The organism is Variovorax sp. J31P179 (genome assembly GCF_030316985.1).
Classification (GTDB): Bacteria; Pseudomonadota; Gammaproteobacteria; order Burkholderiales; family Burkholderiaceae_C; genus Variovorax; species Variovorax ginsengisoli_B.
Window position 1 is genome coordinate 1 of record NZ_JASZYL010000015.1, and the last position, 20,784, is coordinate 20,784.

Genomic DNA, 20,784 nt, shown 5'->3' on the forward strand with positions numbered 1-20,784 from the left:
GCCGCATCGACGAACTGCTTCCGCACAACTGGCACCCCGCGCGCTGAGCACGTCGCCGCTACCGCGGCGATCCTCGTCCGCCCGTCAACTATGGGACGGCCAGCCGCTTACCGCGTCGCTTCCGTTCTGCAGGACGAGTTTACCGACATCGACAGGATTCTTGGCATCTCGCCAAGCCCTGGAGCGACAGGCAAGGAGGCCCGGGCGAATTCTGTCTGGCTCGCCCCGCCGTCCAACGATCACTATCGCTGCGATGTGTATGTCAGTTACGACCGCTCGGACCTCGAATGGGCGGTTGGACTGGTAGAGGAGTTGCGACTTGCGGTTTCCACGTTACTGGGCCGCGAGACCAGGTTTTTTCGAAACCGTCGAGCCGGGTCGATTGGCCATTGGTCGTAGTCCAAATTAGGGATGCATCGCGCGGTCCGATATGGGATAACCCTTTCGGCAGCGCCAGCCGAAGTTCGAGCGCGTCTCGACTTTGGTGGAGTTGCCAGCTCGGAAAAGAACGCAAGGAGCAACCATGGCGAGTCGCGGCCCGGACATCACTTTCGTAGTTTCCGGCCAAGCCGATACGGCCGCGCCTTCCGCCCGGGAAAATCTCAAAGCGTCAGTTCGAGTAGGCGCCACGCGCGACGGTGGCACGACGCAGCGAACGACAGCGCGGCCAGGCGAAGACGTTGTCGAGTTGACGATCGCGAACGGTCCCACGCTCGTCTTGAGTCCCGAGGCAGCGAGAGACTTGCTGCGCGCCCAAAATTCTGGCATTACCCGCAGCGCGATCAGCGCGGCCGCGTCCGACGAGGTGACGGTGTCGAGCCAACTCGGGTGGCCGGGTCTGGAAGCAGCGAGTACGCGAAGCGCCACGCGCGGCTGGCTGGGCGAGGCGATGCTGAGCGGGTTCAGATTGCTGAGCCCAGGGAAGGATCCTGCCGTCTCGCTCGCAAGCGCGGCGATCACGATGAAGCTGGACGGCGCGGTGGACCCCGGCGTCTACCAACTGACGGCCGACGCGCTGCCGAAGCGCCTGAAGGACAGCGGGCTGAAGCAACAAAATGTCGCCGCGGCCGACGACGGCGGCCAACTGCTGATTCTGGTACATGGCACGTTCGTGGACACGATCAGCAGTTTCGGCAAGCTTTGGGAACTGCACCCGCAAGTCGTGCGCGATCTGTTCGGGTTCTATCGTGACCGGGTGTATGCACTGGACCATCCGACCATGAGCCAAAGCCCGATCGCCAATGCGCTGACACTCGCCACTGCTTTGCCGTCCGGTGCCCGTCTACATCTTCTCACGCACTCGCGCGGAGGACTCGTCGCCGAAGTGCTGGCACGCGCTTGTGGCGGAAAGCCGCTCGGCGAGGAGGAACGCGCGCTGTTCGCCGACCGGCGCTACGCGCAACATCTGCAGGATCTCGACCTGCTGGTCAAAACCGTGCAGCGCAAGGGCCTGAAGGTCGAACGAGTGGTTCGCGCAGCTTGCCCGGCACGGGGAACGCTACTTGCATCGAATCGCCTCGATGCCTACCTTTCCGTCCTCAAGTGGGCGCTGGAGCTCGGTGGAGTTCCGGTGGCTCCGGAGTTGGTCGGCTTCCTCAACGAGGTCGCCCGCCGGCGGGCAGACCCGACCGAACTGCCCGGCCTCGAGGCCATGACGCCTGATAGCCCAGTAGTCGCCTGGCTCAATGCCGGCAGCGAGCCCCTTCCTGGCGAACTGCGCGTGGTTGCGGGAGACCTCGAAGGCGATTCGATTGGCTCGTGGGTCAAGACCCTGTTGTCCGACGCCTTCTACTGGACCGACAACGACCTTATCGTCCAGACGCGCTCGATGTACGGCGGTTGTCAGCGGCGCGTCACCACGAACGGCGCCGGCGCGACCTTCCTGCTCGACCGCGGAGCGAAGGTCTCCCACTTCAACTACTTTTCCAACGACCGGACTGTGTCGGCCATCGCCAGCGCGCTGTTGCTCGAGCACCCAGCCGAGTTCGAAGTTATCGGGCCCCTGTCGTGGGCTGGCCAGGATGCCAGTGGCGTTCGTGGCGCCAGGGCGGTGGCCCGGTCGCGCGGGGCGGAGGGCGGCGCCGGCGCAGCCGACCGGCCGGCAATCTTCGTGCTGCCGGGCATCCTTGGATCGAACCTGAAGCTGGATGGCAAGCGCATCTGGCTGGGCTTCCGGTTCCTGAACGGGCTCAAACGGCTGGCCTGGGACCCGGCCACCGCAGCCAGGGTTGAGCCCGACGGGCCAATCGACAGAGTCTACGAAGACCTCATCGATCGTCTCGCCGACACGCACGAGGTGATTCCATTCGCGTTCGACTGGCGTCGTCCCATGGAAGACGAGGCCCGCCGCCTGGCAGACGCGGTGGACCAAGCACTGATCGCACGAGCCTCAAGCCGCCAGCCGGTGCAGCTGATCGCCCACTCGATGGGCGGGCTGGTGGCGCGCACAATGCAACTCGAACGGCCCGATACGTGGCAGCGCCTGATGGCACGCGATGGCGCCCGCCTGCTAATGCTGGGCACGCCTAACGCCGGCTCCTGGGCGCCCATGCAGACGCTGTCCGGTGACGACACCTTCGGCAACTCGCTGGTCGCCTTCGGCTCGCTGTTCGACAACGGCGGCGCACGCAAGATGATGGCTGCCATGCCGGGCTTCATCCAGCTGCAGGCTGCGCTTCTTGACCCCGCGCTCGGGCTCGACAAGGCAGCCAGCTGGCAAAAGCTGGCCGACGACGACATGGCGCGTTTGAAGGAGCACGCAATCTGGCACGACATGGGGCCGCAGCAGACAGTCTACGAATGGGGTGCGCCGCCGCAGGCCGTGCTCGACCGCGCGGTGGACTTACGCAAGCGGCTGGATGCGCAGGCCGCCGCGCTCGGCGCCGACGCACAGAAGATTCTGCTGGTCGTGGGGCATGCCGACTTCACTCCCGCAGGCATCAGCCTCGGCCCTGACGGCCTGACCTACGTGGACAGCATCGACGGCGGTGATGGACGCGTGGTGCTGTCGAGCGCCCTGCTGCCGGGAGTGAAGACCTGGAAGCTGGATGCGGTACACGGCAAGCTGCCGCAAGTATCGAGCGCGTTCCCGGCCTACATCGAACTGCTCGCGACCGGCGACACACATCTGCTCGAAACCTTTGCCCTCCCGACCCGGGGGTTGGCGCAGGCGGCCGGCATGCCGTCTGCCGCCGAGTTGGTACACAGCCGGCCGTCGCGCGGACTGCAGTCCTCGCGTCCGCCCTCCAGCGAGTCGGACCTGTTCGGCCTTGCGCGCGAGGCCGGGAAAGATTCGAAGCATCCAGCCCGCTCCGGCACTTCGTTGCAGGTGTCGGTCTACAACGGCGACCTGAAGTTCGTGCGCGAAGCCCTACTGCTGGGCCACTACCGATCCATCAAGCTCACCGGCACCGAGGCCGTGGTCGATGGACTGGTGAACAAATCCATGAGTCAGTCGCTGGACGCCGGTCTGTATCCGGACCCGCCCGGATCGCATCAGATCTTCGGCAATGTCCGCGACGACCCCGACAACGTGTTCGATATGGCGAGGCCGAAAGCAGCGATCGTCGCCGGGCTGGGCGAAGAGGGAAAGTTGCGTGCCGTCGATCTCGTCCGCACCGTGCGCCAGGCCATTCTGGCGTATGCGCATCGCGTAGCGGAACACGATCCGGAGGCCACGCAGTTCGAAATGGCAGTGACGCTGATGGGGAGCGGCGGCACTGGCATCAACGCAGGCACGGCCGCCCAGCAGATCGCTCAAGGCGCGCTCGAGGCCAACCTGCGCCTGCAGGACAGCCGATGGCCTTTCTTGGGCCATCTGCGATTCGTGGAGCTGTACCTTGAGCGGGCCGCGGATGCTTGGCGCGCTCTGCAACTCCAGGAGGCCGCCGCACCGAACCGTCTCAAGCTGACGGGCATGGTGCAATTCGGACCCGGCGCGCTGAAGCGCACTCTCGACTCGAGCTATCGCGGTGCTGCCTACGACTTCATCAGTGCGCTGACCGTTCAGACGAAGGGCCAGCCCTCCAGCATTGCCTACACACTGGACACCAAGCGCGCACGCACCGAAGTGCGCGCCCAGCACGCGCAGAGTACGCTGCTGCGCGAGCTGGTTGAGAAAGCCTCGAATGACGCCAACCAGAACCCCCAGATCGGTCGCACGCTTTTCAACCTGCTGATTCCGGTCGAGATGGAGCCCTTCCTCTCCGGCACCGGCGAGATGGTGATCGAGGTCGATCCAGGCAGTGCGGTCATACCCTGGGAATTGCTCGACACCAATCCCGACGCGCAGTCCGGCGACAAGCGGCCTTGGTCGATCCGCTGCAAACTTTTGCGCAAGCTGCGCCTCGATGAATTCCGTGCCGCGGTGACCGATGCGAGCGTCGAGGACAGCGTCCTTGTCATCGGTGAGCCGAGGTGCGATCCGAAACTCTACCCGCGCCTGCCCGGGGCCCGGGCGGAAGCCGTTGCCGTGGCGGGCCGGCTCGGCGACGCGGGAACGGGACTCGGGGCCGAACGGGTGCGCGCGTTGCTGAGTGGCCAGGACGACGCCCAGACCATCATCAACGCCCTCTTTGAGCGCCCCTACCGGATCGTCCACGTGGCGGGCCACGGCTCCCGGGACGGGGGCGTCGTATTGTCCGGCACGAACACCTATCTCGGCGCCAATGAAGTGCGTTCGATGCGAATCGTGCCTGAACTGGTGTTTCTCAACTGCTGCCATCTGGCCGGACGCGATGCGGACACGGTGCTCAAGACCTACGATCGAGCCGAGTTCGCAGCGAATATTGCAGAGGAACTGATCCGGGTCGGCGTGCGCTGCGTGATCGCTGCGGGTTGGGCCGTGGAGGACGGGCCCGCCGAGAAATTCGCCACGACCTTTTATGCGTCTCTCTTGGGAGGCGCCCGCTTCATCGAGGCTGTCTCAGCAGCGCGCACGGCCGCGTGGCGCGAGAATCCGCGCGGCAACACCTGGGCGGCTTACCAATGTTATGGCGACCCGGAGTGGGCCTGGCGCCGTCAGGCGGCGGACGGTCAGAAACCAGTCTCGTCGGTCGGCGATCCGTTCGCTTCCGTAGCATCCCCGGTGTCGCTCCAACTGGCGCTGGAGAACTTGGCAATCGGCAGCGAGTACGACACGACAGGACGTCAGACACAACTCGACAAGGTGCGGTACCTCGAATCGCGGTTTGCGCCCCTGTGGGGCGGCATGGGGCCCATCGCCGAAGCCTTCGGCCTGGCCTACGCCAGCGTGAGCGAGATCGACAAGGCTATTTATTGGTATGGTGTTGCCGTCGATGCACCCGACAGCATCGCGTCGTTCAAGGTTGCCGAGCAACTTGGAAATCTACTGGTCCGACGGGCCGAGAATTCCCGCGATCCCGAGCTTGCCGAAGCCGATTTCGCCGCGGGCATCTCGCTGCTTGAGCGTCTCGTCGCGCTGAGGTCCAGTGCCGAGCGCCAGAGTCTGCTCGGCTCTGCACAGAAGCGGCTTTCGATGGCCGCATGGCGGGCGAAGCGAACTTCAGATGCTAGCAAGGCCTTGGCAGCGGCGATCATTCACTACCGCGAGGCCGAGGCGGTCAGCCTGAGAAGCGGCGCCGACAACCTGTTCTATCCGGCGAAGAATTGCATCGCCTGCGAACTCCGAAAAGCCTTCCTGGAAAAAGCCCCAATGACGCTCAGTCGAGAACGCGTCAACGAGGTACGGAAGTCCCTACAGAAGGCCGCGATGGAAGCGCCTGACTTCTGGAGCGTCGTCGGACTGACCGAGTTGAGCCTGATCGAGTCGGTGGCAGCGGGCAAGCTGGCCTCGAATGCCAAGAACCTGATCGAGAAGTTCGGCGAACACAAGGCGAGGGTGCCTTCGACGAGCAAATGGGACTCCGTCTACAACGAAGCCCTATTCATGCTCGAACCCTATTTTGGCGCGGCCGCTGGCGACGAAAAGCGGGCCGCCGAGGAGTTTCTGAAGGCATTGAAGACAATGGCGAAGTCATGAACGCCGCGTGGTTCGAAACAAAGCCTTCAATGTGAAAGGGATCGTCAAACCTGAGAGCCGGCCGCGCGAATCTGAACACGGCCTAAAGTGGAACGGCTGCTCCGATGGGCGAGGATAGAGCCCGGCATGACAGGAGCAGAAGATGAGCAAGAGACCCCGCCGCAACCACTCAGCGGCCTTCAAGGCCAAGGTGGCGATTGAGGCCTTGGCCGATGGCAAGACGATTGCCGAGATCGCACAGAAGCACGACGTCCACCCCAACCAGGTGACGGAGTGGCGCAGACAACTGCTGGAACGCGCCGCAGGCGTGTTCGGCGGTGCGACGGCGACCGAGGCGCCGGCGATAGACCTCAAGGCATTGCACGCCAAGATTGGGCAGCTGACGCTGGAGAACGATTTTTTAGAGGGTGCGCTCACCAAGGCGGGATTGCTGAGCGCAAAGCGATGATCGACCGTGATGCCGAACTGCCGAACTGCCGATCAAGCGCCAGGCCCAGTTGCTGGGCATCAGTCAGGCTCGGTCTACTACCACCCCGAGCCGATTGCCGACAGCGAGCTGACGTTGATGCGTCGCATTGACGAGTTGCACCTGGAGCATCCGTTCGCGGGCAGCCGCATGCTGCGGGACTTGCTGAGGTTGCTGGGCATCGAAGTCGGACGGCGGCACGTACGCACGCTGATGCGGCGCATGGGCATCCAGGCGCTGTACCGCAAGCCCAACACGAGCAAGCGCCACCCAGCGTATCCGGTGTTCCCGTACGCGTTGCGCGGGCTGGCCATCGAGCGGGCCAACCAGGTCTGGGCGCTGGACATCACCTACGTCCCGATGGCGCGCGGCTGGGTGTACCTGGTGGCGGTGCTGGACTGGCGAAGCCGCAGGGTGCTGGCGCATCGAGTGTCGATCACGATGGAGGCGGACTTCTGCGTGGAGGCCTTGCGCGAGGCGACGGCGCGTTGGGGTGCGCCGGAGATCGTGAACACGGATCAAGGCAGCCAGTTCAGCAGCGCCGAGTTCATCGCCGAGGTGCAGCGCATCGGTGCACACCAAAGCATGGACGGCAATGCTGGCGCGACAACGTCTTCGTCGAGCGGCTGTGGCGCAGCGTGAAGTACGAAGACGTCTACCTGAAGGGCTACGACGGCGTCAGCGCCGCACGGCTTCACCTGGCCGCCTACTTCGATTTCTACAACGCCCGCCGCCCGCATCAGTCGCACGACGGGCGCACGCCAGACATGGTCTACTTCGCCACGCTGCCCACAATGAAGGAGGCTGCCTGATGGGTTGAACCATGAGTACATGGCTCAACCGGGGCGCCTCCGGCGGCCTGGCAGGGGCCTTCTGAAGATTGAAAGAATCAAACCCGCAGCCGATCCACTTATCTCAGGTCAAAGCGTGTTCAGACGAGCGGAGCCGGCTCTCTGCCGAACGGAGAGCTGGAGCGGTTCGCATCTTCATCTGTCATCGACGAGAAGGTTTCTGGCCTTGCCCTGGGAGATGAGCCTGACGTTGGTGCCCGCAGCCAGCGCCATGCCAGCCTCGATGCAACTGTTGACGTTGTCGTCCGTGATGTCGGCCATCACCAGGCGTTGCAGATCTTCTCCATGATCGCTGCGTGCAGCGAATCGCTCTGGATCTCGTTGCCGACGACCACGGGCATGCCGCCGACCTGCTCGACCAGCCGGCGCATCGCGCCGCCCACCGCCGCCGCCGGCGAATTCAGGTCACTACAACCATCACCGCCCAGACGGATCATTGGGCCACCTGACCCCCAGGGCAGAAAAGAGGGCAGATCAACAAGCCGAAAAGAGCCAACTCCAGCTTGGTACAGACCGAAAATGGGGGAGACGTCATCACTGAATTTGACCATAATCCATGGAGTACGTTTTTCGGAGGCAAGATCGGAATTATCTTGACTCATTCTCTTTTTTTGCCGGCCCAAACAAGGCATTCATTTGCCGGGCAAGCTCAAAATCGTGGTTGGAGATGCCATTCACTTCGTGCGAAAATAGCCAAACCTTAACGGAAGTATAAACATTCAGCCACTCTGGGTGGTGATTCATTGATTGACATAAGATTGCCACGCTAGTCATGAATCCGAACGCACGCGGAAAGCTGTCAAATTCAAACTCTCGATACAACTTGTCTTTTTCAATCCGCCACACTGGCAGATTTGTTAGCTCTCTTATGACTTCGCCTTTTGCAAGATTTTTCATGACTCAGTTTCTATGTTTGTTGCTAAGAATTGCCTGCAGCATCCAGATCTCGACGCGAGAGCTTTCTCTCATAATTCGTTAAAAAAAGACCGTCCAAATATGCTGCAACATCGACGTCTAGCAAGGATGGTCGATGACCTATGTCCCAAGTCGTCAAGTAAACAATAAGCGTGCGCCATATGTTCGTCCATTCAGGATGGTGATCAATTCGAGCAATAAATCGAACTGCGGTGTTCATGAAATGAATTGCATCTTCAAAACTCTCGAATTCATACGTTCGCATGAGTTCAGTTTTTTCACCCTTTTCTGTTGCTCGATGTACAATGCGCCATTCAGGTAATTTCACAGCCAACCGCGCCAAATTCGAACTGTCCAGCGCTTTTACCTTAAGGAGGGGGAAGGGGTAGTTTACGTGCGCTGTTGCCGGGGTTTTCCCTAAACGTATTCCAAGATCTGCAACAAGACTCGATATATCGGCGGCAATGTTTGTCGTTTGTATCGACCGAGACTGTACGGCCAGCAATCCCGCGACGGATGATGGAAGCGCCTCCTTGATCGGCATGTCTGCACCATCAATTAGAAGAGGAATAATGGATTTTCCATCTTCAAGGCTTACCTCAATTTCACGCCTAACCCAATCATCGGGATGATCAATGCGACGACGTTCAAATTCGTCCTTGATCGAGAGCCAATTCTTGCCTATCACGACAACAACTATCGACGCAACTTTCAGCGCCCCATGTATTTTGGTTGCCCATAAATCAGCGTCGCGAATGCTTTCCGTATCGATAAACACACAATCAGGGCCATATGCACCCTTCAACTGGTTTGCGAGCCATTGAGCAAAGATGGCGCTATCCAAGCGTCGGTAACTAATAAAAATGTCCGCCAAGTGGTCGCTCATTTTTGACTCCTGCACGAGTGAAAGCAGCGCCGCTACCATGCCATGACCGGTCCGTTTTGTACAGTTGGATCTCCCTTCGCTTCAGCCTGCGCCGGTCCATGGGGAAGCGCGATCGCGCCCTGGGCTTCGGACACGCAGGCGCTCAAAGGTTCACTCGCGTGCTTCCTGCACACATCCAAGCGTGTGCATGATCAAGCGATCCTGCTCATGCCCGCGCGGTCCCGCAGAGGTGGCGCCGGAATTCCGAACACAACGATAAGTGGTCAAACTGCGACATTAGCCCGGGCCTGAGGCCCGAGAAAGCAGGAAGACCATGAGCAAGAGACCGCGTAGGAACCACTCACCGCTATTCAAGGCCAAGGTGGCGCTGGACGCCATCAAGGGCGAGAAGACGCTGGCGGAACTGGCCAAGCTGCACGATGTGCATCCCAACCAGATCGTCGATTGGAAGAACCAGTTGCTCGAACGCGCCGCCAGCGTGTTCGGTTCGGAGTCGGCACCCCCGACGATTGACCTCAAGGAGCTGCACGCCAAGATCGGTCAGCTCGCCCTGGAGAATGAATACGAAGATGCTATGTGGGACTACCCGAGCGAGGCCCGTTTAGCTTAGCTACTAGCGATGCCTCTCATTCCCGAGTCATCTTGGCAGAATTTTGCTTGACTTATTGGGGAAGCCCTTGTAACGACAGACCCATTTTTCCGCCCCACTGCCTCCTCTCGATATGGGATAGACATGTTTGCTTTAGCGGTGGCGCCAGGCGCATACTCTGCTTGGACATCACAGGGCACCCCTACGCGCTGGAGGCAGCATGCGCATCTTTGTCTCGTCGTCGTTCGAAGACCTCAGGGAGCACCGCGCCGCAGCGATCAGGGTCCTGCGACAACTCGGCCACGAGGTGCTGGCGATGGAGGACATGATCGCCGGGTCGGTGGCACCGCTCGCCAAAGTGCTGGAGATGGTCGATCGCTGCGAGGCCTATGTCGGGATCTTCGCGTGGCGCTATGGCTATGTCCCTGGCCGGGTCGCTGAGTCACTGCAGACAGCGATGGGAACGATCCCCCCTGTCCAGGGCGCGCACTACGGTAAGACCTCGATCACGCACTACGAGTATCTTCGCGCCGTCCAACGTGAACTCCCGGTCATGGCATTTCTGCTCGACGAGCAGTGTTCCTGGCCGCCGCAGCTGATCGACGGATTCGACACGACGACACGCGCGGATGCGCCCGCAACTGCCGATGACATACGCGCGCTCCGGCAGGTGTTGCAGCAGGAGCGGGTGGTGTCGTGGTTCACCACGCCAACCGACTTCGAAGCGCGCGTCAGTGCGGCAGTCACGATGGCGGGCCTGACGCGCCAACTGGACCTCCAACCTGCGACGGCACTCGACCCCAACACCGGCGTTGCCGGCGACAGCTCGGCCGAGATCGGGATCACCCAGGCCATTGTGGCAGCTGGTGATCACCAGCGCGCCCTGAAGATCGACATTCGCACCACCTGGTGGTCGACCCGCCTTTACCTGATCGCGGTGCTGGCGGACCGGCTCACGCAGGCCCGACGCATCCTTGTGGTTGACACCACTCCTGCGGAGACAACGGGCGAAACGGTTGTGCAATCACCCACATTGCAAGCGATCGAGGAGCGCTTCGTCGGCCAACTGTCGACCCGTGCAATCCTGACCACGATTGGGCCGAGATTGCCAGCACTCGGCATATTCGCCCAATGGCTGCAAGCGCGGCCGATCGGCTACAACGAGGTGCACGCCGAGATTCGCGACCTGCTTGACGGCTGGCGCAACGCGTTCGCCGACGCGCAAGGAATGCACGTCAATGAACGGGCCGCCAAAGTTGATCTGACGGCCGAGCTGTTGCGCCGCTGGTTCGGCGACGCGATGCTCCAACTCCCGATGCACATCGCCGATCTACAACGCGCTTCGGTGGTGGATCTGCTGCGCCTGCTCGACTACCCGAGCGACTACGTGCCCGTGCTCACGCGCCACGCACCCGCTGCAGAAGGACAGTCAGCGTCGGAGCGCGTGGATGTGGTGGACAAGGGTGCGCTGAACGGGCGCCTGGCGCGAAGCTACCTGGTTGAGTTGATGGATCGCGCGCGCATCGTCTGAAGCCGGTTCGAGCGGCACGCGAATCGTGCGCAAAGTGAACCGCTTCGCTCTGTTTGCACATTTGAGGGCGTTATCACGTTGGCGGAGGCGAAGCGCAAGACCGATATTCGGGATCACTGATCAGAATGCAACGGACGGATTTGGGCGCTGCCGGTGAAAAGGCGCCACGAGTCGAAGCGCGCCCCGCTCTATCGTAAGCAACTGGCTGCGCGCTTCGACGCCTGGCGCCTTTTCACAGGCCTCACCCAAAATCCGTCCGCCTCCTTCTGAATCGCAACGCCGTCTGCCGATGTTGTGTGAGTGTCCGGTCTTCCCCGTCATTGCTTGATGCCGCCTGATCGGTGATCGTCAGCTTTCCTTGCTACGGAGAGTTCGATGACGGATGAGGCAGAAGCAGTCGAGACCGCGGGTGCGGGACGAGTACGTGTGGACTGGCGAACAGGCCGGGCGATGGTGCAGCATGACGAGGCCTTCTGGCGCGACCATGAGCAGCGCCGCCTGGAACAGGGTTTGAGCGTGCCGCAATACTGCGCGGCCAACGCCCTGGCGCTGTCGACGTACCGGCATCGTGTGAGCGGCAAGAAGCGCGCGAGCGCAAGGCCTCTGGTCACGAAGCCGATGCCCTCAAGATCGCCGTCGTTCGTTCCCGTGTCGGCTCCGCAGGCCGAGCTTGGCGCGCTCGTGGAGATCGCGCTGCAGGGCATGACGCTGCGCCTGAGCGGCGAGGCCGCCGAGCGCGTTCTCGCCAGCGTGATGGCACGTCTCGCATGATCCTGTCATCGGCGATCCGGGCCTACGTGTACAGCGAGGCCGTAGACATGAGGAAGTCCATCGACGGACTGTCGCAGATCGTGGCGGCTGCGATGGGGATGAACCCGTTGTCGGGTCAGGTCTTCGTCTTCATCGGCCGGCGCCGTGACCGCGCGAAGCTCCTGGTGTGGGATCGCCACGGATTTTGGGTCCTCTACAAGCGTTTGGAACGAGGCCGCTTCACCGACCCCGCGCGACTGGGCGCAGGCGGCATTGCGATGAGCGAACTCGTCGCGTGGCTGGAGGGGATCGACCTGAGTCGCACGAGACGGTTGCAGACGCTCGATGTGAGTGTCGTCGTCTGAGGCACTTCGAGAGGCGCTCGGGGCTTCGAAGGCAATCGGCAATTCACCGACTGTCCGAAGCTCGCGCACACTGCGATGATTGGCACCCATGCAACTGCTGGCTGCCCCCGTCGATCGAGCGAGCTTGCCCGACGACGTCGAGGTGCTCAAGGACATACTGGTGGAGGTCGCGCAGGCCTTCCAAGCGCTGCGGGCACAGGCGAATCAGCAGATGGACTCGCTGGCCGCGCAACTGGCCGAGTTCAAGCGCCGGGCGTTCGGCGCACGCAGCGAGGTGCTCGCGGTGCTGCAGCCGGAGCTCTGGCAAGACGTCGTCGAGCTGCCGGTACCGCCCGAGCAACTCGACCAGGTCAAGGGCCACAGGCGTCGCCGCCACGGCCGTCCGGCCATCGATGAGAGCTTGCCGCGCAGACGCGTCGAATATGACCTCTGCGACGCCGACAAGGCTGGCTTCGCACGCGTAGTGCGCATTGGCGAGGAAGTCTCCGAGACGCTGGAGTACACGCCGGCCAGGCTCGAGGTGCTGCAGCACGCGCGGCTGAAGTACCGCTGCGAGGACGAGGCCGGGCGCAGCACGATCCGCACCGCGTGGGCACAGGCGTCGCCGCTCGCGCGCAGCAATGCCGGCCCCGGGCTGCTCGCCCACGTGACGGTGTCGAAGTACGCTGACCACAACCCTCTCGCGCGCCAGGAGCGCGTGCTCGCCAGGCACGGCTTGCGGCGCTCGCGCCAGACGACGTGCGACTGGACGCTGGGCGCCGCCGAACTGCTCGCCCCGCTGATGGCGCCGCTCAAGCGCCACGTGCTGGGCAGCGCCGTCATCTTCACCGACGACACGACGCTCGCGCTGAAGGCCCCGCGTGGCGAGGCCCGCGGCAAGTCCATCACGGCCAGGCTCTGGGTCTACCTGGCCGGCGGCTGGCTGCCAGACCCCGAGCAGCGCTGGCGCCGCGTCGCACCAGCGGCGCTGTACGACTTCACCACGGATCGCTCCGGCGCTCACGCCCGGCGCATGCTGGGCGCCTGGCGGGGCTTCCTGCAGGCCGACGACTTCGCGGGCTACGCCGAATCCTTCCGCTCGGGCGTCGTGCACGCGGCCTGCCTGGTGCATGCGAGGAGGCGCTTCGCAAAGATCGTCAAGGATGCCCCCAAGGGCTCACCGCCGGGACTCGCGCACGAGGCGCTGAAATACTTCGCTGAGGTCTACCGCATCGAGGGCGAGATACGCGATGCCGATCCCGACGAACGCCTGCGCGTGCGCCAACTCGAGACCCGACCCCTGATGGACGACTTCCACCGCTGGCTCAGCGGCCATGCGCCCACGGTGCTGCCGAAGTCGCCGCTGGGCGAGGCGTTAGGCTACGCCTTGAGCAACTGGGGTGCGCTCAACACCTTCATCGAGCATGGCATCCTGGAGGCGGATAACAACATCAGCGAACGCGCAATGAAACCTGTGGCCCTGTCGAGGAAGAACTGGCTCTTCGCGGGCTCCGAGCGCGGCGGGCACGCTGCGGCCATCGCCTTCAGCCTGATCGAGACGGCGCGCCTGAACGGCGTGGAGCCCTATGCGTACCTGCGCGACGTACTCCAGCGCATCAATGGTCATCGCCAGGATCGGCTGGAAGAGTTGCTGCCGATGAACTGGAGGCCGGCATGAATGCCCGCATGCCGCCGATGCAGGATGCGGCGCTGATCGAGGCGCTGAATCAGGCGACGAGCCTGGAGCTGTACCAACTCAGCGCACTCCTCGAACGCCTGATCACGGACCCGCGACGCATCGTGGCCGTGCGCAAGGATCTGCACCTTGGACAGGTCGTGCGCTTCTACGATGGCCGCCGCGACACGATGCGCGAGGGGCGCATCGTCGAGATGCGCGATGCGCAGGCGACACTGCACGACACGCAGCAACGGGTGCAGTGGAAGTTGCCCTACGCCGCGATCGAGCCACCGCCGCCCGATGCGCAACCGCGGCCGCAAACACCGCCAGCCTCGCCACCGCCCGCAACCTCCCCGAAACCCACGCGCGCCGACTTCGCGCGCGGCGACAAGGTCTCCTTCACCGATCGACATCTGCAGACGCACGTTGGCGTCATCACCCGCAGCAACCCCAAGACCGCCACCGTCGACACTGGCGAAGCGTCCTGGAGCGTGCCCTACGGCGGCCTCAGGCGGGTGCTTGACATCTGACAGTCCCGGCGGCCTCAGCCGTCAAGCGACGGGGAAGACCGGACACTCACGATGTTGTGGCCATGGACCGTCAACGTGACAACGCCCTGCGCAGCGTTCAGCGACAACCTGAACGCATCAAAATCTACTTCGAACACGAGCCAGTTCGCTATGCGGCCTGATTCAAGTTCGTTCATGCCGGCTCAATAGTCGCGCGCAACAGGGCGACATGGTGTATCCGTCCGGCCAACCCACATTGAGTTCTGAGAGCCGGCCAAGGATGCTTGTGTCCACAACTTTTGCGTGGACACATGGACACTTCTGGAACGACAGCGGTGGTTGCAGAGCCGCTCAAGCGCAGCTGGCGGCGGCACTCTGACGAGTTCAGGGCACGCGTCATCGAGTTGGCTCGCCAACCGAACACGTCGGTGGCCGCGGTGGCGCTGGCCAACGGGTTGAACGCCAACATGTTGCGCCGCTGGATGCGCGAGTCGGAGGCGGCCGGCGAAGGCGGCGCGCAACTGCGCGATGTGGCCAGGCCGGCCTTCGTGCCGCTGCCAATGCCCGCGCAGCCTTCGCTGCCGATGCCAGAGCAGACCGCGGTACGCGTCGAGGTGGAAATCCATCGCAACGGCACGACCGTGCGCGCAAGCCTGCCAATGGACGGCCGCAGCGCCGCCTGGCTTCGCGAGGTCACGGCTTGATCCGCGTCGACTCGGTTTGGATGGCTGTGCAACCGCTGGATATGCGGCTGGGCACAGAAGCCGCCCTGGCGCGTGTGGTCACTGTCTTCGGCGCCGCGCACCCGCACCATGCCTAGCCTCTTTCCTTCAAGGCGCGTTGCAGCCCGAAGCCGGTCGGCCCAGCCTCATACACGATGTGCAACTGCTCGGCGGTTCCGATCTTTGTCAACACTTTCAGAAGCTTGTTCAGATCGTGCGTCACCTTGCCAATCAACCGTGCCGGTGCTCGCCCCAACTCGGCCGCGGCAACACTGATGCTGTCCTTGTGGACATCCAGGCCCACGTGAAACTTGGTACGCTCTTTCATGGTCGGTCTCCTTGTGTTGCTGACGACGAAAGTCACAGCATGTAGCTCTACACGCCTCGGCGTGCAACCTACGATGTTGGAGACCGGCCGCCTACCCTGGGACGGCGACCATCATGTCTAGGCATGCCGCGTCGCTCGCCGATCGGGTCGTACTTTTGCATCGGAGGCGTGAATGGCGTTTAGGACCTACGAGATCGGCCAATCGAGCATTACATTGCGATTTGGAGATCTCACCGACTCCAAGGCTGAAGTGTTGGTAAGTTCGGATGACTACATGTTGTCCATGGGAGGCGGTGTTTCGCGCGCCTTGCGATTAGCTGGCGGTTTGCAAGTCCCCACCGACGCGTCAAAGATGGTGCCAGCCAACGTCGGAGATGTCGTTGTGTCGTCAGCGGGCGACCTCTCCGCACGCTACCTTTTGCATGCCATCACGCTCGGTCCGAGCGGACAGTTCATGGAGCCGGGAGCCACGGTACGCCAGGCGTGCGCGCGTGCGATGCAACTATTGGCGGCGCTGCGCTGTCGCTCGATCGCCTTTCCAGCCATCGGCGCGGGGGTTGCGGGGATACCTTACGAAACTGTCGCTGCCGAAATGGCAGCGGCCCTTGTCGGATCAGTGATCGGCTCGCCCGTATCGTACACAATCGAGCTTTATTTGATGGACAGATTTGGAGCGATGAAAGACGGCGATTTCTTCGCATTCTTCGAGCAATTCGCTGCGCGAAAGCTCGGCCTCACAACTGCCATTGACGCAGGAATGCATGCGCTTGTCGCGCCGTCCCAGCCATCGACAAGCATGGGCGCGGAGAAGACCGCACAAGCCATTCGTCGTCACCAGATCTACACGATGCTCCGATACCTTGACGCTCGCCGCGGCACACTCGAGGCCGAGTTGGTGGAGTGCCTGACGAGAAGCGCGTCTGGTATCGCGCCGATCAAGCTCCAGCTCGACGAACTGCAGGCACTACGTCGTGGGTATGAGGTGGAGCTTGACGTCGGCGAGTCCTCGCCTCCGACGGCCGATCGCGACACCGTATTTGTAAGCTCGACTAGCTCGGACATGAAGCCTTACAGGCAAGCGATCCGGGAGGTAATCGAGGGCCTTCACATGCGCTTCGTCGGCATGGAGGATTTCAGTAGCTCCCGTCAAGCACCGGCTGATCTGATTCGCCGCAAGGTCCTCGAGAGCGAAACATACGTTGGGATCCTTGGAATGCGATACGGATACGTAGATCCCGGAACCGGCTTGTCGATGACCGAGCTTGAATATCACCAAGCGGTGGCCAGCGCCAAGCCGATGCGCATGTTTGTGATGGACCAACAAGCTCCAATTACGGCAGGCATGGTGGAATCGAACCCCGTGCATTTTGCTAAGCTGACTGAATTCAAGTCCCGTGTCATGAAGGACCACACTTGCGTGCTCTTCGATGGGCCTGATGATTTGGCCGACAAGGCGAGGGCAAACTTGACGGGCGCGCAGTGAGACCATATTGACCATTACCCCGAATCCGCCCCTTTCACTCTTGGGCTCACGGATTCAGGTATGACAACCACAGCAGCAACCGTGATTGCGAACTCCATGCCGTGGCCCAGCGTCAACCTTCTTCGCGTTTGCCCTTCTTTGAATCCAGCATCCGAGCTACCGCGCTCACCTGAGCGGCGCCGGCTCGGAAATACCCCGCCACCGTATCGGTGCTGCGATGCCCGGTCATCGCCATCGTCTCCTGCAGCGGCATGTTCTGCCGCCCGGCCTCGGTGACGAAGCCCGACCGCAGCGAATGCGCCGAGAAGTCGTCTCCCACGCCAGCCAGCGCACACCGTACCTTCACGATGTCCCGAACCGCCGTCCCCGAAAGACCTTCCGAGCCTAGCCTCCCGTTCTTGAGGATGCGCCGGAAGAGGGGCCCTGAAGTGATGCCGCTCGCCTTGAGCCAGGCGTCCAGGGGGTGATCGTCCTTTCCGTGTAGTTTGATACGGTTTGGTCTAGAAATTTCAATCCTGACAACGACTTACCAAACGCGGTTTCTGCGCAAGGTTTGCCTTTCCATGCAGATTGACACGCTTTGGCTTGCACAGCGCGTTCGATGCCGGGTAGTGCGACGCGTGAGACCGGCTTCAAACCTCGACTGCCGCTCCTGAAGAGCCCCCCGGCCGCAGCAGCGCCGAGGCGTACGCGTCGATCCTGAAGCGGAAGGTCCCGCGGAAATTGATGTGCCCGAAGTGCACCGGCCCGATGCGGCGTAGCGATGCATCGTCGATGTCCATGCCGGCCGTGCGCATGCGCTCGACCGCATCGTTCATTCGACTGGTGTTCCAGGCCAGCACAATGTTCGTGAGCAATGCGTGGGAGCCGGAGATCGCTTTCATCTCGTCGCGCCGCCGCCCGCGTTCGGGCGCCACCTTGCCGGTGTAGACGGCACGCTGCAATTGATGCACCGACTCACCTCGACTCAGGAGCATGTGAATCTCGCGCCTGAAGTCGGGAATCGCCACGTAGTCGCACAGGAAGATGCTGCGCAGCAAGCGGCCAAGATGCTCGGCCGCCTCGTACGCCGGGTCGCCCTGCGCGGCACTGCCGAGCAGGCGCAGCGCAACGTCGGCGCCGGTCTTGCCGATTCGGATGGACGCGACCACTCGCAGCAGTTCGTCCCAACCGGTGCAGATCGCCTTGCGCGACAGACGCTTGACCGTCGCGCGCTCGATGCCCTCTGGCACAGCAAAGCCCGGCGGCAAGTACAACTTGCGCTCCGCGAGATCTTGAAGGCGAGGGCAGAGATCGAAGCCGAGCAACTTCGCTACAGCCATGGCGCCGTTCGTGTACCCGTGCGTGTCTACGGCAAGGAGCGAAAGTCGGATGCGGTCATCACTGCGGTTGTGCCGCTCGACGCCTTCGATCGCTACGCCCGCCTGCCGCTCGTTGAGCACGATCGGCTGGTCGTAGACGATGCCCCAACTGTCCAGCACGTGGGTGTAGATGCCGGCTGCGTAGGTGCGGCGGCGCGGATCGGTGCGCGCGCTCCAGAGATGACGGGTGGCTTCCAGCGACATCATGTCGGCCGAACCCTTGGCGCCGTCGCCCCAGTGCGCGGCCAGTGGAACCCGGCCCTGGAACTCGACCACGCGCTCGTTGGCTCGCCGCAAGCGGCCATGAGTCTCCAGCGCCCGCATCGCGACGGAAACCCACGCCGTGTCTAGGCCGGGGATCATTGCTGCGACGCTCTTGGCATCGATGTCGGTGCCGTGAGCGAGCAGGGCGGCATACAGCGCGAGCAGTTCGGCGTCGGTTTCCGCCCGGTGGCCCAGGAGCGCCTCGCTGTAGTTGCACTGGGCATCGATCTCCAGCAGAAGATCGGGGAGCTGCACGTCGCCGATCTTCCTGTAGATGAGCTCGCGCAATCGCCGCGGCTCACCCTCATCAGGAAGGGCCGTCACGGCCGGCAGATGCAGCGTGCCGTGGGCATCGACGTGAAGCGATCCCTTCTCACAGCCTTCGCCGACGGCGGCGACGCCGGCGTTCAGGTTATGGAGGAGGGGATCGAGGAGTGCGTCGGCCGTCGTAGGCATGCCCAACAAAGCCAGGTAGGCACCCCGGTCTCGCGCCCATTCCGCTGGAGAGATGAGCATCTGTTCGCGCGAGCGGAAGCTCAGCGAATGATCGATCCAGACGCGGCCATTCCTCAGGCTCTTGCGCAGAGACATCATGGTGCACGCTGAGAACGCATGCAGGCCGAAGCGCGGATCGACATCGCGCACGAGATCGTCCCAGGCGGGACCGACATCGGGCAGGACAAGGTCGCCGGGCAACTCAGACGCCCTCATCGCCTGCAGCTGGCGCCACGCGGCCAGCTGTTCGAAGGCCGGATCTCTGGCGCGCCCACCGAACTCCAATGACTGCAGACCGCCCAGAAACACCTTGACGCGCTGGTGATCGGTCGACAGGGCCTTGCGCACCTCGGACACAAAGCTCTTGGGGGGCGCGTCAAGCACCTTGGTCAGCAGTCGATCGGCTTCGACGCATCGCGTCTGGAACGGCTTGGCTGCATCGCGCAACACGTCCCGCGCAAGGCGTGCCTGGTCGCGTGTGACGCTGTCCGAACGCTCCCGTGTCATCCTCACCTTTTGCGTGGCTTCGCGGAACAGCTGCTGGCTTCGGCGCAGGTTCTGCTGCACGGCGATGTCGGTGAGTTCTAGAAGGCTCACGCGCAGGAAACACACCAGCTCGATCGCCTGGCGGGTCTCTTTGAGTTCGCGGTTCTTCGCTGGACGCCGCGCCTGCACCTGTTGGGCGTAGGCGTGCTGCTTGGGCAGGCTGACGCCGGCCAGTGCCCACTCGTGCACCCCAAGCGATTTGAGGTAGCTGATCTTCTCCACGGTTTCGGCGAGCGTGGAAGGCCCGTGGCGCTTGGAAGGCGTCTTTATCCATTCGAGATGAGAGCAGCCGGCGCCAGGGCGCTGGCTATGGGCCGAATCAAGGCAACGACGCATCGTGGAAGGGGAGACTTCGCTGGTGATCGCGTTGCTGACGCTGGCTTCAATCGCGGCGAACGCGTCTCGCGCCCAGTCCTGAACACGGCGTTCGCCGGGAATCAGGATGCGGTGGTCATACAGCCAATGGCACGCCGACGTGACCAGTTCGTCGGCATGCGCGGCCTCGGCGGCGTGAAGTGCTAGCATGGCCACAAGGGCAGCTTCCGCGGGCGGATCGAGGTCCCTCAGGCCGAGGTAGTCCCTCGCCCACTGCTGGTGCTCGTACAGCGTCGGGCGGCGCTCGTAGAGACTGCGTAGGCTCGCGATCGTCAGCGGCGGTGCGTGCAGGGTTTCGGCCACGTACCGCAGCAGATTGCGCGGCAATACGGCAAAGCGGTCCATGGGGCGGCCGCACGCACGCAGGAACAGCAACTGCAGCGCGCCTGCGACCCGGCGGTCTGATCGGAACCGCTGGCGAACCGCCTCGACGTCACCAGTGCCGAGTTGGAAGAACTGCTGGAGGTCAAAGTCAGTCAGGCGACCCGGCAGGGTTTCCAGACCGACGAAGCGATAGACATAGGTTGACATGACCGACCAAAGTAGGCTGTCGGCGGACTGTACATCGCCGTCGTTGGCCACTCTGGGGAAGCGTTCCAGACGGTGTGCCGACGTGCCCAAACCCGCGCCAGCAAAGGCTCTCGGAGCAATCCGTATCTTTCTGCACGGAAAGGACGATTACCCCAGTAT

16 protein-coding genes and 4 pseudogenes are annotated in these 20,784 nt (G+C 62.9%); 12 read left to right on the plus strand and 8 right to left on the minus strand.

Translation table 11 applies throughout. The features are described 5' to 3' along the window. The 3 genes and pseudogenes from QTI17_RS28580 to QTI17_RS28590 all read left to right on the plus strand — a co-directional run. On the plus strand, nt 1-399 hold a 399-nt coding region (locus QTI17_RS28580), incomplete at its 5' end, for a hypothetical protein (RefSeq protein ID WP_286537049.1). Between the two features lie 124 nt (nt 400-523). Continuing rightward, on the plus strand, nt 524-6,001 hold the full coding sequence (locus QTI17_RS28585; RefSeq protein WP_286537050.1) for a CHAT domain-containing protein: 5,478 nt from the start codon (nt 524-526) through the stop codon (nt 5,999-6,001). A 142-nt stretch (nt 6,002-6,143) separates the two neighbouring features. After that, nucleotides 6,144-7,279, plus strand: a pseudogene (locus QTI17_RS28590) (IS3 family transposase). Between the two features lie 174 nt (nt 7,280-7,453). On the opposite strand, the gene QTI17_RS28595 reads toward QTI17_RS28590, so the two are convergent. From QTI17_RS28595 to QTI17_RS28610, 4 genes are all read right to left on the minus strand, one after another. Continuing rightward, nucleotides 7,454-7,579, minus strand: coding sequence for a hypothetical protein (locus QTI17_RS28595; RefSeq protein WP_286537052.1), 126 nt, complete (start codon nt 7,577-7,579; stop codon nt 7,454-7,456). Next, nucleotides 7,579-7,755 (minus strand): hypothetical protein, encoded by a 177-nt coding sequence (locus QTI17_RS28600; RefSeq protein ID WP_286537053.1) that lies wholly within the window; start codon nt 7,753-7,755, stop codon nt 7,579-7,581. The genes QTI17_RS28595 and QTI17_RS28600 overlap by 1 nt, the downstream gene beginning before the upstream one ends. A 151-nt stretch (nt 7,756-7,906) precedes the next feature. Next, the gene (locus tag QTI17_RS28605; protein WP_286537055.1) at nt 7,907-8,215 is read right to left on the minus strand and encodes a 4a-hydroxytetrahydrobiopterin dehydratase; all 309 of its coding nucleotides are present in this window, start codon (nt 8,213-8,215) and stop codon (nt 7,907-7,909) included. A 22-nt stretch (nt 8,216-8,237) separates the two neighbouring features. Beyond that, nucleotides 8,238-9,119: a 4a-hydroxytetrahydrobiopterin dehydratase gene (locus QTI17_RS28610; RefSeq protein WP_286537056.1), complete on the minus strand. Its 882-nt coding sequence runs from the start codon at nt 9,117-9,119 to the stop codon at nt 8,238-8,240. Nucleotides 9,120-9,432: 313 nt separating this feature from the next. Here QTI17_RS28610 and QTI17_RS28615 point away from each other — a divergent pair. The 7 genes and pseudogenes from QTI17_RS28615 to QTI17_RS28645 all read left to right on the plus strand — a co-directional run. Then, a pseudogene (locus tag QTI17_RS28615) lies at nt 9,433-9,684 on the plus strand (transposase); the annotation flags it as partial. A 244-nt stretch (nt 9,685-9,928) separates the two neighbouring features. Next, the gene (locus QTI17_RS28620) at nt 9,929-11,239 is read left to right on the plus strand and encodes a DUF4062 domain-containing protein (protein WP_286537057.1); all 1,311 of its coding nucleotides are present in this window, start codon (nt 9,929-9,931) and stop codon (nt 11,237-11,239) included. 177 nt (nt 11,240-11,416) lie between these two features. Beyond that, nucleotides 11,417-11,509: pseudogene (locus QTI17_RS28625) on the plus strand (IS6 family transposase); the annotation flags it as partial. Between the two features lie 105 nt (nt 11,510-11,614). Then, nucleotides 11,615-12,010 (plus strand): IS66 family insertion sequence element accessory protein TnpA, encoded by a 396-nt coding sequence (tnpA, locus tag QTI17_RS28630; RefSeq protein WP_286537059.1) that lies wholly within the window; start codon nt 11,615-11,617, stop codon nt 12,008-12,010. Next, nucleotides 12,007-12,354: an IS66 family insertion sequence element accessory protein TnpB gene (tnpB, locus tag QTI17_RS28635; RefSeq protein WP_286537060.1), complete on the plus strand. Its 348-nt coding sequence runs from the start codon at nt 12,007-12,009 to the stop codon at nt 12,352-12,354. The genes tnpA and tnpB overlap by 4 nt, the downstream gene beginning before the upstream one ends. Before the next feature lie 88 nt (nt 12,355-12,442). Further along, nucleotides 12,443-14,011, plus strand: a complete 1,569-nt coding sequence (tnpC, locus tag QTI17_RS28640; protein WP_286537061.1) for an IS66 family transposase — start codon at nt 12,443-12,445, stop codon at nt 14,009-14,011. Continuing rightward, entirely contained in the window at nt 14,008-14,541 is a 534-nt protein-coding gene (locus tag QTI17_RS28645) for a hypothetical protein (RefSeq protein WP_286537062.1), read from the plus strand. The genes tnpC and QTI17_RS28645 overlap by 4 nt, the downstream gene beginning before the upstream one ends. Before the next feature lie 14 nt (nt 14,542-14,555). Here the strand turns inward: QTI17_RS28645 and QTI17_RS28650 are convergent, their stop codons facing one another. Further along, the gene (locus QTI17_RS28650) at nt 14,556-14,717 is read right to left on the minus strand and encodes a hypothetical protein (RefSeq protein WP_286537198.1); all 162 of its coding nucleotides are present in this window, start codon (nt 14,715-14,717) and stop codon (nt 14,556-14,558) included. A 114-nt stretch (nt 14,718-14,831) separates the two neighbouring features. On the opposite strand from QTI17_RS28650, the gene QTI17_RS28655 reads away from it, so the two are divergent. Beyond that, nucleotides 14,832-15,224 (plus strand): transposase, encoded by a 393-nt coding sequence (locus tag QTI17_RS28655; protein WP_286537064.1) that lies wholly within the window; start codon nt 14,832-14,834, stop codon nt 15,222-15,224. A gap of 112 nt (nt 15,225-15,336) precedes the next feature. On the opposite strand, the gene QTI17_RS28660 is transcribed toward QTI17_RS28655, so the two are convergent. Beyond that, nucleotides 15,337-15,570 (minus strand): hypothetical protein, encoded by a 234-nt coding sequence (locus QTI17_RS28660; RefSeq protein WP_286537065.1) that lies wholly within the window; start codon nt 15,568-15,570, stop codon nt 15,337-15,339. Between the two features lie 172 nt (nt 15,571-15,742). On the opposite strand from QTI17_RS28660, the gene QTI17_RS28665 reads away from it, so the two are divergent. After that, nucleotides 15,743-17,053 (plus strand): DUF4062 domain-containing protein, encoded by a 1,311-nt coding sequence (locus tag QTI17_RS28665; protein WP_286537066.1) that lies wholly within the window; start codon nt 15,743-15,745, stop codon nt 17,051-17,053. A 112-nt stretch (nt 17,054-17,165) separates the two neighbouring features. Here QTI17_RS28665 and QTI17_RS28670 read toward each other — a convergent pair. After that, a pseudogene (locus QTI17_RS28670) lies at nt 17,166-17,549 on the minus strand (site-specific integrase); the annotation flags it as partial. A gap of 136 nt (nt 17,550-17,685) precedes the next feature. Then, the gene (locus QTI17_RS28675; RefSeq protein WP_286537183.1) at nt 17,686-20,625 is read right to left on the minus strand and encodes a Tn3 family transposase; all 2,940 of its coding nucleotides are present in this window, start codon (nt 20,623-20,625) and stop codon (nt 17,686-17,688) included. Nucleotides 20,626-20,784: the final 159 nt, after the last annotated feature.